Annotated in this window: 13 protein-coding genes; 8 read left to right on the top strand and 5 right to left on the bottom strand. The window is 42.9% G+C overall.

The window, feature by feature from the left end:
• Positions 1-81: 81 nt before the first annotated feature.
• From tnpB to FJD32_RS07540, 3 genes are all read right to left on the bottom strand, one after another.
• Positions 82-438, bottom strand: coding sequence for an IS66 family insertion sequence element accessory protein TnpB (tnpB, locus tag FJD32_RS07550; protein ID WP_057786146.1), 357 nt, complete (start codon positions 436-438; stop codon positions 82-84).
• 2 nt (positions 439-440) lie between these two features.
• Positions 441-725, bottom strand: a complete 285-nt coding sequence (locus tag FJD32_RS07545; RefSeq protein ID WP_088585668.1) for a hypothetical protein — start codon at positions 723-725, stop codon at positions 441-443.
• A gap of 140 nt (positions 726-865) precedes the next feature.
• Positions 866-2,074, bottom strand: coding sequence for an IS4-like element IS10A family transposase (locus tag FJD32_RS07540; protein ID WP_001206290.1), 1,209 nt, complete (start codon positions 2,072-2,074; stop codon positions 866-868).
• 286 nt (positions 2,075-2,360) lie between these two features.
• On the opposite strand from FJD32_RS07540, the gene FJD32_RS07535 reads away from it, so the two are divergent.
• From FJD32_RS07535 to FJD32_RS07520, 4 genes are read left to right on the top strand one after another with little or no spacing between them, the layout of a single operon-like run.
• Positions 2,361-2,732, top strand: coding sequence for a hypothetical protein (locus FJD32_RS07535; RefSeq protein ID WP_086904845.1), 372 nt, complete (start codon positions 2,361-2,363; stop codon positions 2,730-2,732).
• Positions 2,732-4,342 carry a site-specific integrase gene (locus FJD32_RS07530; RefSeq protein ID WP_055647502.1) on the top strand — a complete coding sequence of 537 codons (1,611 nt, stop codon included), beginning with the start codon at positions 2,732-2,734 and terminating at the stop codon, positions 4,340-4,342. The genes FJD32_RS07535 and FJD32_RS07530 overlap by 1 nt, the downstream gene beginning before the upstream one ends.
• Complete coding sequence (locus FJD32_RS07525; protein WP_140907809.1) at positions 4,335-7,283, top strand: hypothetical protein; 2,949 nt, start codon at positions 4,335-4,337, stop codon at positions 7,281-7,283. The genes FJD32_RS07530 and FJD32_RS07525 overlap by 8 nt, the downstream gene beginning before the upstream one ends.
• A gap of 7 nt (positions 7,284-7,290) precedes the next feature.
• Entirely contained in the window at positions 7,291-8,010 is a 720-nt protein-coding gene (locus FJD32_RS07520; RefSeq protein ID WP_140907808.1) for a hypothetical protein, read from the top strand.
• Here the strand turns inward: FJD32_RS07520 and FJD32_RS07515 are convergent.
• Positions 7,994-9,202: an IS4-like element IS10A family transposase gene (locus FJD32_RS07515; protein WP_001206290.1), complete on the bottom strand. Its 1,209-nt coding sequence runs from the start codon at positions 9,200-9,202 to the stop codon at positions 7,994-7,996. The two genes, FJD32_RS07520 and FJD32_RS07515, sit on opposite strands and share 17 nt — an antisense overlap.
• Positions 9,203-9,476: 274 nt before the next feature.
• On the opposite strand from FJD32_RS07515, the gene FJD32_RS07510 reads away from it, so the two are divergent.
• The 4 genes from FJD32_RS07510 to FJD32_RS07495 all read left to right on the top strand — a co-directional run bounded on the left by FJD32_RS07510 (position 9,477) and on the right by FJD32_RS07495 (position 12,707).
• Complete coding sequence (locus FJD32_RS07510; protein WP_140906898.1) at positions 9,477-10,142, top strand: hypothetical protein; 666 nt, start codon at positions 9,477-9,479, stop codon at positions 10,140-10,142.
• Positions 10,143-10,555: 413 nt separating this feature from the next.
• Positions 10,556-11,722 carry a DUF3596 domain-containing protein gene (locus FJD32_RS07505; protein ID WP_069453175.1) on the top strand — a complete coding sequence of 389 codons (1,167 nt, stop codon included), beginning with the start codon at positions 10,556-10,558 and terminating at the stop codon, positions 11,720-11,722.
• 73 nt (positions 11,723-11,795) lie between these two features.
• A complete protein-coding gene (locus tag FJD32_RS07500; protein ID WP_088585328.1) occupies positions 11,796-12,521 on the top strand; it encodes a zeta toxin family protein in 726 nt (241 codons plus the stop codon).
• A 21-nt stretch (positions 12,522-12,542) separates the two neighbouring features.
• Complete coding sequence (locus tag FJD32_RS07495; RefSeq protein ID WP_014610884.1) at positions 12,543-12,707, top strand: hypothetical protein; 165 nt, start codon at positions 12,543-12,545, stop codon at positions 12,705-12,707.
• 77 nt (positions 12,708-12,784) lie between these two features.
• Here FJD32_RS07495 and FJD32_RS07490 read toward each other — a convergent pair whose 3' ends face one another.
• Positions 12,785-12,961 carry a tyrosine-type recombinase/integrase gene (locus FJD32_RS07490; protein WP_205403037.1) on the bottom strand — a complete coding sequence of 59 codons (177 nt, stop codon included), beginning with the start codon at positions 12,959-12,961 and terminating at the stop codon, positions 12,785-12,787.
• Positions 12,962-12,990 lie beyond the last annotated feature (29 nt).

Raw genomic sequence — 12,990 nt, 5'->3', positions numbered from 1 at the left:
TAACGGCCAATTTAGCTAAGTGCTTGGTAAAATTTAGATTGTTTTGGATGCGATCATAAGGATTTATAGCCGATCGTCATATCAGCCCACACTCTGGTAATGCAGTGGCTGATGGGCGGTGATTTTTTGGATATCGACACCTTGCAACAGCCAATGCCATTGCTGCTCGCTAATAGACAGTATTTTGCCAGGCATCTGCCGTGGCCAGCGGAACTTGTCTTTTTCAAGCCGTTTGTACCACAGGCAAAACCCGGTGCTATCCCAGTACAGTACTTTTAACCGGGTACGCTGCTGATTACAAAACACAAACAGTGCGCCGCTAAATGGCGAGAGCTGCATCTCTTGCTCGACCAGCAACGATAAGCCATTAATGGATTTACGAAAGTCGACCGGCTGTTTATGCAAATAGACCTTAGGCACATCGAGGAACATTTTCATGGTCAGAGCGCTCTTAGCAAGGCTGCTAACCACTGTGCATCGGTGCCGGCTGGAAACTGCAATTCGATATCGCGCTTGCGTAGCAAAATGGATTGATTCAGCTGCAAACCCTGTGGCGTCAGCTCAACAAAGCCACCGTCATCATCCTGAAACGCCAACAACTGACGCTTGCGATAACTAAAATATGTAGGAATGATGCCCTGACGTTTTGCAAATTCAGTTTGGGTGAGACCACTTTGGGCTTGCTCGGCAAACAAGGCCAGCCATTGTTCTTTGGTACGGTGCATGATGATTACCCTGGCAGTTGATAATGGCAGACAGGGTAAAGTTGATCAGTTAGGATTGGAATGTGTGGTTGGCGTTACGCTTACAAAACTGTAGCGCAACAACGCAATCTCATATTAATATTTAGTACTGAAGGATCCCCTCATAAATCAGCCATAGCATAGCCATATTTGAGCAACTGATTGGCGAATAATACCCAGGCCGCCAGCAATTCTTTCTCCGTGATTTGATAATCAGGCCGCCTGAGTACCTCCAATCCCAAGCGAATCGTTGAGAGTACCGTTCGATGCCCAATGGTATTGGCCTGAAAATGCTTATCCCAGCCCTGTTGCTGTGCGTGTAAACCAACTAGCCACAACAGGCATTGAACCATCAACGCTATCAGTAGGATGATGTCGAATCGCTCTGGACTGTTGGTACGACTTTGGCGTAAGCCAAAGCCGTATGCCGGGCTTTTGAGGTCACGAAAGGTTTCCTCTATTTGCATACGTTTGGCGTACAGGTTTACCAGCTGCTTTGGGCTCCGAGATTCTGGTGGTAAATTGCTGGCTAACACCCAAGGCTCTTTCGCCGATGTTGAGTACGTTTTTGCCGATGGATGGTGGCAATTAGTCCTCGTTGAACGCTGATTTGTACGCCCCTTAGGTTTGCTACGATAAAGCGTGAGATGGCAATTGATAGGGTTAGTTTTGGTCAAGGTCTTACAACCCAGGCTCTTCGCTTGACCGTTGGCCAAGTCATGTGTACTGCGAACTGCACGCCAATTTTCAGCGCCAATATCTGCAAATTGAACTGTACCGCGAATACGGCTTAGCCAAAACCAACCATGCGCCTCAACCTCTTTGTACCAAGGCACTTTGAACCCCGCGTCAGTCACGATGAGAGGGGTAACATGCAAAGGTAAAATCTTGGCTAAGTCCGCTAAAAAACCGTTGTGGGAGGCCTTAGAGCATTGTTCTGATAGGGGATAGGACTTCTCATACAGGGTAATAGAGCGGCCATTGAAGGCTATTGAGGCGCGCAGAGCCATGATGCGTTTATGCTCTCGGATGTCTGACCAATCGACGAGCACAATCGGCATAGGGTTACCAGAACAGATGAGGCTGGCATGCCATTGGTAGACAGCTAACCGTTCTTGATGCAGATGCGTGTTGCCGAGCAAACGATCAATGCGCTTGATGTTGTGCTTGGTTCGGGCCGTGGTTGGTAAATTTCGACCTAACTCAGTCAAGGTCAGTGTCTTACATTCAATCAGTGCCTTAGAGGCCAGCATCAAGCTGTTTAATCGTTTTAGGTGAAGTTCTGGGCAGTATTGGTGTAAAGAATGTTGTAGGATATTGGCTTCGCGCATCTTGTTGTCCAAGTGTAGTTTTTGGCGAAACCATTTGATCATGCAACAAGATGCGCTTCCACCCTAATTTGATGATTTATTTGTAAATCATCAGGGGATTCTTCAGTATTTAGTAGCCATAATTAATGCAACGGTTTAAATGCACTCAATAGACCAATTAAAAACATAAACTTGAAAACAGAGACATAAATAAAAATTATTCCGGCGACGAAATTAGTTCATGAATTGACGATATTTACCATTTTTTTGTGATTTAATCTAAAGGCTTGAATGTTGGAGCTTGGTTATGAGTATCGAGAAATCTAAAAAAGTACTGCCCAATTTATTTTCACAGCACCAACACCCAGCACTTGTGAGACTGCTGGCAAATGAAAAGGTTAAACAGTGTGTCCCGCAGAACCGCACCTCCGCCTCTTTTGTTGCACTTCAAGTAGCGTTAAATGAAAGCACTATTCCACATGTCATCAGCACATTAAACACGCTTACACCTTCATTATCTTACCCAAAGTCTGCACGATGCCGTATTACGCAGGCTCATCAAATTCAAGCTGCAAAACAAGCAGAATCCCCAGTTGTATCTAAAATGCAACTAGCTCACTTAACGCAACTCTCTCCCAGTGCGATTCATACCTCAGATATCGGAAAAGGATATGAGTAATGGGAAAGCTACAAGCTAATGCTAAAAGTAATAGACTAAAAAATTCCGGCGGTGTCATGCCCGATAGACTCGGTACTAACACAGCGTTAATGAAGATGTTTTACCAAGCCGAAAAACAGAGTCATGAAACCAACTCAGGCAAATTATTAGTTGTTTTGTTGTATTTGTGGCTTACTCAGCAGTTAGATGACTTTCTCCTGCACGCCAATGAAAAGCCTCTCACAGTAGATGATATTCCCGACTGCCACAAAGTGAAAAACAGTGATACATGCGAAGCACATCGATTCAAAAATCATAAGTTTGAGGATGGCAAGTCCTGGACCTATTACGCGCGTGCAACCATTACTCAAAACGGCGAGAAAAAATTCGAATGGCAACCCATCCCTAATAGCTTAATCCACATTTTCAAACCCTTCGTTAGCAATCACAGCTATAACGTTTCATGGCTAACGGCAGCTGAAAAACAACAATTGCTTAATCTGCTCATGGCCAAATGGCGAAAACCTGCTGAGATCGAACACTTTCCAGCAATAAGAAAGCAATTGTTTTTTAAGTACATAACAAGTTGTATTCGCACAGATAATAAACTGTCTAGTTTAACTAAATCATTATTATTACCTACTGATATACGGCACCATCGCCATGCCGCGGTTTATCAGCAAAAAAACAGTGAACAAGTTCGCGCTGAGCTATTTCACGCACAAGATCGGTATCTCAGTCGATTATTCACTCATGCAAACTCTCTAGGTGTGAGCAAACTGCTGACACTCACATTCTCGTCGAGTTCAAAAGTAGGTAAAGCCACACTTCCCAACATTTCGCTATTAAATGATAACGCCAAAAGAAACATTCCTGCTGACATTACAAGCTCAAAAGTGGGTGTGAGTTTTCATAGTAAATGGGTTGGTGACGACTTAGAAAAATACGCAGACGAGTCTGTGTGCTACGGCAGTAGTCGACTTATACCCGAGAGTGAGATTGTTGCGATTTTTCGTCATCTTCATGACGAGATAACTTCATCTAAGCCTGAAAACAAAGCTGGTCAAGCCGCTTTAATTCATTATCACAATCTCTGCGCTAACCATACTGCGCTGTTATTTATACTGCTTACGGGCATGCGCCCTACCCATGCTATCTCTATCAATAAACAATCACACTATGATTACCGCCGCACGACAGTATCTGATAAAGGCTTTCAACGCGAAATCAGAATTTGTGACTATCTGAGACAACAAATTCTGCATTACACCACGCTGCAACAAAAACTCAGTTTGAAGCTGAATTTGAGCAATGCTCTTCCCTGGGCATGGAGTTTATATGATGCAAATAATCAAGCGACTGCAATATCAGCAAAATCGCTGCGACAATTTTTACATCAAAGAGCCAATGGCATTGTCCCCTATGTGTTGCGTCATCAATTTGCGCAAAGTGCCGCTACCAGCATTATACATAAACTGACAACACACCAAATTGATCGCTTAATGGGACACGCGGAGTACGGTGAACATCTGGGCAGTGACCATACATTTCCAGCAAGCATAAAACAACAAGACTTATTTCTTGATAGTCTGCCGGCTCGATACGGGTTAAAGGAGTTGAAATATGTCTAGTTTATTCAACAAATTAAACCCTGTTGAGATTTACAATTATCACCAACGTCAGGGCTTGTCAAACGCTGGCATAGATGCCATTAGCTGGGTGATCAGCCAGTGGCCGAACCCAACACTCAAAGCCTCAAACCTTTCAGCTCAAAAGCCGACTAACATATCAATCTGCCAACCCCAAAGGCGTGAAATCACTCTTCAAGATTTACAAGTCATCAATAAAATCATTAGCTCGGTTCCTACAGGCAAGCAACGTCACTATAAAAGTGCGCTAGAAGCCATTATTGTCTACCTCAAAGAAGTACTGAAGTGGCAAACTCCTGGAGTTGAAAAGCTGCCTTGGCCAGATCCTGATTTAAGATGGTATGAACGCATCACCGCTCAAGCAAATGATGCATTTAAACTGCAAGCAGAGTATGAAAACGTCAAAGCTCAGTTCTTGCAACAGCGCTCCGCACTGTCAGCTGAGTTTATGGCATTGATTATTGCACTTGAAATTGCGCCACTAACCATTGCACATCTCGTCAACATCATTAACGACAAAGAAAGTATTCAGCATATTGAAAGACAAACATATCTGAATATCAAACACTTAGACAAGTCATCAAACCAAGACGATCTACCGCAATCAAGCCGGTATCACCTGCCCTTATTTGTCTATCAATCATTGACGGAATATCAGGCATATTCGCATAGCAAGCTAACTGAAAAGCAGTTGCTAAAAAGATTAGAAACCTTATTAACGTCATTCTCCATATCAACTCAGGTCTCTCGTCATTACCAGCACCTTTTTCAAGCCGTTTGGCACTATCGCGATCATGTCGTTCCTACATTCTTAAAAGATATTAGTTACCCAGAACGTCATGTCGCAACCCCTTTAGTCTCGGTTGACAAGAAGGACCAACAACGACAATTAGTGAGAATTTATGGCATCGATTATGACGAAATGGCAGTTACCGCAATACCTAAAGCCAATCAAGCCTCGAAGAAATGGCCGCACCTCGAACTGCAAAATAATCGCAATAAGATTACAGAATGTGTCCATGACCTTAGTCATTGGCCTGTAGACAATATCCTGCCAACAATGCTCTATCGATACACGTTAGAACTCATCAATTTCGGTGGGGTAAAAAAGCAAAAACTCGCAGACAGCACCATCAAAAAATACTGCAATATTCAATTAAAACTCACGAGCCCGCTCAGTTATGACCAAGCAATAGACCAAGAACTACTACAACAATGGAGCCACAACATTTATGACAATTTAGCGACTGAAACAGAGCAACTGATCATGCTGTATTTTTTTCGCTTTATGCGTCACCAATCACTCACAGACCATTTAGACATTAGCCAGTTCGAACCACCACTCAGCCCTCCAGGTGTTGATCCATTTCGGATCTCAATAGAACAGTTGCATGAAATCGTCGCAAAGCTCATCGCGCCGCCCTCCGGGGGGTTATTGCAGAGGTTATTTTGCGCAGTCACTGTCATTATCAGCTATTTCGCAATGTTGCGCCGAGGAGAGTTACTGCGTCTTCGTTTAAAGGATGTATTTGTTGATCCAGCGAATAAACAATTGTTTCGTTTCAATATCACAAATACTAAGGAGGGGACGACCAAAAGCAGACATTCACGCGTTGTCTATACCGTCATACCGGAAGAATTCGCAATTCTAGTCAGAATTGTGATAAAAAACAGTGAACTTTGTGAACCTCACCAGCATTTGATCGGCTTCACAGAAGAGCCATACCATTCACGGCAGTTGCAATACTTATTACCTGCCACTAAATGCATCAAAGCAATATGCGGCCAGCAAGCGCGGTTTCATCACCTGCGTCATAGCGGTGTACATTTATTTATGCTGCAAGCACTGCACCTTGCATACAATCTGCCGCCAGAGCAAACCACGAATACAGAGCAAATGAAACGCTTACTCCATGATGACGTGCTTGCTGCGCGATTTGACTATTGGCTTGAAGGGCAACCATTTTCACTGTGCAATGATGGGATTTTGTTAGATGAAATGACTCGTCAAATCGGACACGAGTACTATGCAACAACTCGATGGTCCTATCTGCACGATATAGACTGGCTTTACCCATTCTATCGGCCAGGCTTTGGTGAATCACAGCCTCGAGAATTCTCGCATAGTGAATTGCGATATTTGCTGGGGTTAAAAAACGACTCAAATGATCTATCACGTCAACTCGCTTTAATCAGCCCTGATTACCAAGCAAAAGACATTAACCAGAAGCGTCAAAACCACGTCTTACTCACAGAGACAGCACTGAGACAACATCTATTTAAGACGAATAAAAATAGTGTCGCCCAAAAGCCGCTCAGCGATTTTCATACAGTCTCGATTGCACAAGACACCGTCAAGTATCATCAAAAATGGCTTGGTAACGCCAACAAAATTTCTCATGACTTTCTTCAATATCTATTTCTTGAAATGCGAAAAGTAAAAGAGGTTAACTGGCCGTTATTAAGCCAAATCTCGCAATCTCCAGGCAAATATCAATTCTTGCCAATGACCAAAGCGCAAATCACAGCACTCAGTAATTTGCCAGCAATCGTGCTAAGCAACGGCATACATCCAGCATTAACATTAACCTTGGCGTGTAATGTCAAAAATGCACGACATTTTGCAGCAGTATTTCGTCAGCCACTGTGGCGCTGGTTAGCGCCCAGCTTTGTGTTAACCGTGAATAGAAAAACAAAAATCGACATTCTATTAAACAGGTTAAAAGACCATTTTGCTCAATCGGGTGAAACAATAACGCTTCAAAAACAATCTGTTGGTCAAAGCGAACTGACCATCACTCTGACGCCCAAATTGAGTGAAACCAAACTAAACCCTCATAAGCAGCACGCTAAGTTAGTGGATCTGCAATTTGTCGTTCAACAAACACAGCTATATCTCTCACACTTTCAACAGAACAACTAGGTGTATTATGTCAAAGATATTAATCCCGAAAATAAAATCTCCCTTGTTTATCAATATGATAAATGCACTAGACAAACATCATTCGGATGCATGTATCAGTGTGTTTATCGACAGCGATAACAGCCGTATGCTCCTTATTGGTGGTGCCCCTGGTCAATATGGACAAATTGAAATACCTCTCGAAAAAGGCCATGGTTTGAAGAATGCTGAATTCTCAATCCCTTTCGATTTTTTCATGTGCATGAAAGAGCAACAGCAAGAGTTTAATACCCTAGCCAATCAGTATATTTTTGAGCTCAGGTACAAAAATGGCAAATACATCAATATCGAGTATTGTTTATTACTCAGAGACGACAAAAAGATTGATGATTCAATACATTTCCCAATGTCCCGTTTTGAATTAGACGCTGCTCATGAAAATCATATTCAATATCAGGTGGCCAATACTCAACGTGCTTATCATGAGCTGAACAGACGCTCGATTGTTGACATTATCAATTCAACCAATTCACTCATACCTTTTGATTTTGTTGAATTTAGAAAAAATGAAAAAGAGATCCGCTTCCAGAAAAATGGTGAAGTCACGACCAAACGATTACAAGACAATATCGACTTACCTCATACCCTCCCCTTGACTGAAGCCGCAAGCCAAACGCTTAAAACGCTGTACATGAACTCTGAAACAGGCAGCATAGCGCTGAAGGATCCCCTCATAAATCAGCCATAGCATAGCCATATTTGAGCAACTGATTGGCGAATAATACCCAGGCCGCCAGCAATTCTTTCTCCGTGATTTGATAATCAGGCCGCCTGAGTACCTCCAATCCCAAGCGAATCGTTGAGAGTACCGTTCGATGCCCAATGGTATTGGCCTGAAAATGCTTATCCCAGCCCTGTTGCTGTGCGTGTAAACCAACTAGCCACAACAGGCATTGAACCATCAACGCTATCAGTAGGATGATGTCGAATCGCTCTGGACTGTTGGTACGACTTTGGCGTAAGCCAAAGCCGTATGCCGGGCTTTTGAGGTCACGAAAGGTTTCCTCTATTTGCATACGTTTGGCGTACAGGTTTACCAGCTGCTTTGGGCTCCGAGATTCTGGTGGTAAATTGCTGGCTAACACCCAAGGCTCTTTCGCCGATGTTGAGTACGTTTTTGCCGATGGATGGTGGCAATTAGTCCTCGTTGAACGCTGATTTGTACGCCCCTTAGGTTTGCTACGATAAAGCGTGAGATGGCAATTGATAGGGTTAGTTTTGGTCAAGGTCTTACAACCCAGGCTCTTCGCTTGACCGTTGGCCAAGTCATGTGTACTGCGAACTGCACGCCAATTTTCAGCGCCAATATCTGCAAATTGAACTGTACCGCGAATACGGCTTAGCCAAAACCAACCATGCGCCTCAACCTCTTTGTACCAAGGCACTTTGAACCCCGCGTCAGTCACGATGAGAGGGGTAACATGCAAAGGTAAAATCTTGGCTAAGTCCGCTAAAAAACCGTTGTGGGAGGCCTTAGAGCATTGTTCTGATAGGGGATAGGACTTCTCATACAGGGTAATAGAGCGGCCATTGAAGGCTATTGAGGCGCGCAGAGCCATGATGCGTTTATGCTCTCGGATGTCTGACCAATCGACGAGCACAATCGGCATAGGGTTACCAGAACAGATGAGGCTGGCATGCCATTGGTAGACAGCTAACCGTTCTTGATGCAGATGCGTGTTGCCGAGCAAACGATCAATGCGCTTGATGTTGTGCTTGGTTCGGGCCGTGGTTGGTAAATTTCGACCTAACTCAGTCAAGGTCAGTGTCTTACATTCAATCAGTGCCTTAGAGGCCAGCATCAAGCTGTTTAATCGTTTTAGGTGAAGTTCTGGGCAGTATTGGTGTAAAGAATGTTGTAGGATATTGGCTTCGCGCATCTTGTTGTCCAAGTGTAGTTTTTGGAGAAACCATTTGATCATGCAACAAGATGCGCTTCCACCCTAATTTGATGATTTATTTGTAAATCATCAGGGGATTCTTCAGAGCATAGCGTTTAGCTTAGAAGGAGAACTACTCACGTTTAAAACTGACCAGCACACGCAAAGTATCTCTCTGGAAGGCATAGAGCAATTTCATCGAAAAATAGCTCAGGAAAGCAGGTTACTCCTTGAATTTGCATCTAATTTATACGATTTCAAACAGTTAAATAACATGATCTTAAAAGAAACCAGCGTTAGATCGCTCAATACTGCGATGCTACTGTTTGACAGCAACAGGTTATTCTCATGCATGTTGCCCGGACGTCGGGAGTTCATTCGCGAAGTCAGCGTTAAACACCTTCATAATCACAACGCATTATTATTTTCCTATTCGCCTCGCACTCTCAAAGACATGAAATTAAAAATTTTTGCTAAAGGAGGCGAGATCCGCATTACGTTAACTCAAAATCAAAATGGTGAACTGAAACTCAATTTCTTTGATAAACCAGAAGATATTTCACCGTTTGATAGCCTTAACTTAGTATCAGAACAATCACAGTTAGCTGCATATCAAAAATTGAAAAACGAGTACCTGAACACTTACGATGACCGCTACATTTTGCCGCCATCGCGCCAAGGAGAACTCGATTTGTTTGCCGAACAACCAAGCGATGTGCCAGACGAAATTGATACTCCAGTTAATGACATAGAGTCGCATGCGCAATACACCGACACGACAGAAACCCAAACAGAAGATAAACTCAAGAACGCTCGTGTTTATTCGCCAACGACTTATCCTGATTTAGCACCTAAACCGAACAATAAGCATTCCGAAAACATCACAGAAAACAGTGGCGATTTAGCCAATATCGATGAATATGGGTTTGCCGATGATTAAGTAAGCTCTCAAACAGTAAACTGAATACGGTTGCGTGTGGTTGTGTGTGAAGTGGGGTAAATGACGGCAACAAGCTTCCGCTAAAATGCTCAACAATTTTCATTGGTAAATGGTCAATTTAAAAAGCACAGCAATTTAAAATAAACCACTGGACAAATAAACAGTATTGGTTATATTGATAGGTGTGTTTTTAACCAATAGTTGGCAAACTGCAACTATTGGAAAGGGACATTTCAGGTTGAGTTGCGCGATGTAAAAGTGCGGTTAACCTAATAAATAAGCAGTTGGGAGAGAGTGGCGGCAACCACTCTCCCCCGTATCGGCTGCACTAGCTATTAACACAGACCCAGCCGATGGCGAAATTCTAACGAATTCCATCGGATAGGGACAGTGCTATTTGATGGAGGCCACCTATGGCTCATATTCGTGTGCGCCCCAATGGGCGTATTCAGTTCGACATGCATCTTTATGGCTGCCGTTTTCGTGAAGGCACAAAAATGCTTGCCACACCTAAAAACCTTGCAACTGCCAAGACGACACTCAAAAAAATGAACGCTGAAATAGACTTAGGCAGCTTTCAATACCGTGACTATTTCCCCAAAAGTAAAAAAGTTGCTCAATTTGAGCAGTTGCAGCGTGAGAAACATCCTGATCGTGAATATCCATTTTTCAATGACTTTGCCTATCAGTGGTTTGAACGCAAAAAGGCGACGTGGAAAAATAGCTATAGAAACACCATGCAAAACGTTTTAGATAAGTATCTGATCCCACAATTTGGCAATACATTGATGAATGAGATCACCCTATCGCAGATCGATTTTTATCGTCAGCAGTTAATGCAAATGGTAAAGGCAGATAATACCCGGCAATTATCTAATCGGCGCATTAATAACTTACTGTGGCCCATCGTCTCCATGGTAAGCCTCGCGGCAGAAGAATATAAATTTGAATACCCATTGAGGCGCTATCGCTCACTTAAAGAAGAAAAGGCTGAGTCTCATCCGATGACGATAAAGGAGGTTAAACTTTTCCTATCCCACGTCCCTCCCGAATGGAAAGATTACTTCATCATTAGGTTTTGGACCGGCATGCGCAGCTGTGAAATACATGGATTAGAGTGGCAACATGTTGATTTTAATCACCGCTTAATTCGCATACGGCAAAACTGGGTGAATGGTGAAGTATGTGATGTGAAAACACCAAAATCTAGGCGTGATCTTAAGATGTGTGACACGGTATACGATGCCTTTAAACGCATTAAAAATTTGGCATTGTCAGAGTCAGGCTTTGTGTTTACTGGCAAATCAGATGCGCCACTGGATACCCATTTTGTTAGCAAAAAATTATGGTACCCGACACTCATTAAAGCGGGACTGAAACGTCGACGAGCTTATGAAACTCGTCACACCGCGGCAGTGCTGCATATCGCAGCCCTAGAAAATCCACTGTATATCTCACAAATGCTTGGCCACAGTGATACTCGGTTATTATTTGATGTCTATGCACCTTATGTTGCAAACGCATCTCGAAGCGATGGCAACGCATTTGATAAACTCATGCGCAACGAAAACATGCTGTAAAACCCCGTAAGTTATACTCAACTTGAGTTGGCTGATATCATGTTGTTTAAATCTGGTAACGTTATCACTGACTATGACAGAGCAAGAAACAGAAATTGAAACTCAAGCGGTCACCTATGCGAAAGCAAATAGTACTCGGATAGCTCGAGAACTGACCGATTTGGACAAGTTTCCAGCTGATCAACAACCTGTGTCTATTTTTATGTGCGGCTCTCCTGGCGCTGGAAAAACCGAAGCTTCAAAAGCGTTTCTTGAAATGTTTGATGAAACGGGAATTATTAGGCTTGACCCTGATGAGCTAAGAGTCTTCTTCCAAGAGTACACTGGTGAAAATTCATTCCTCTTTCAGAAAGCTGTCAGCCTTATTGTTGAACGAACCCTAGACAGAATTTTTAACAACAACCAAAGTTTCATCTTAGATGGTACTTTTTCAAACTTTGATATCGCTTGTAAAAATATCGAGCGCTCACTAAAGCGAAATCGAGCCGTGCTCATCATCTTTTTTTATCAAGAACCTACACTAGCCTGGGAGTTTGTCCAAGCAAGAGAAAAGCTTGAAGGCAGACGCATTTTACCTACTACATTTATCGATCAATTCTTAAATTCGCAAGAGGTAGTCCGGCAAGTCAAAGCCAAATATGGCGCGGCAATCAAGATAGATTTACTGATAAAGAACAATGATGGTAGCACTCGTATTTACCATGATAACATTACGGATGTTCAGCATCATATAAAGAAAAAATACTCTCGCACAGAATTAATAAGACTGCTAAACTTGCCACCTGAGCCTATTTTTTAGGCTGTTTTATGTGAGAAATCTATGTCGACCAATACAGCTAAAATTAACGTTACTACATCCAAGCTTTCAGCCTTTGTTATGAACGCAAGTTCAGCAGAGAAAAAACGTGTGTATACTCAAGTTATCAAGAAAGCGACTGAGTCACAGAATAAAATGATTATTGAAGCCAAATCCATGGCAGTGTAATTCATTGGTTTTGTGAATAAAGCCCCGTTAGGGGCTTTTCCTATTTCCTCTGCATCATCACCAACACTCTTCAAGATTCATTCCCCCTCTCGTGCTGCAGGGTGCGTATGATGATAAACCTCCTTTAGCTTACCAATCGTCACCTGGGTATAGACTTGTGTTGTCGAAATATCTGCATGGCCTAGCTGCTCTTGGATATAGCGAATGTCGGCACCATTTTCTGACATTACGGTAGCGGTGGTATGTCGATACAAATTACATGCACCAGGTTTATCAAATTAAA

It is taken from the genome of Shewanella sp. LC6, assembly GCF_006385735.2.
Lineage (GTDB): Bacteria > Pseudomonadota > Gammaproteobacteria > Enterobacterales > Shewanellaceae > Shewanella > Shewanella xiamenensis.
Note: the sequence above shows the minus strand (reverse complement) of the source record. Positions and strands in the feature narration are given on the sequence as shown.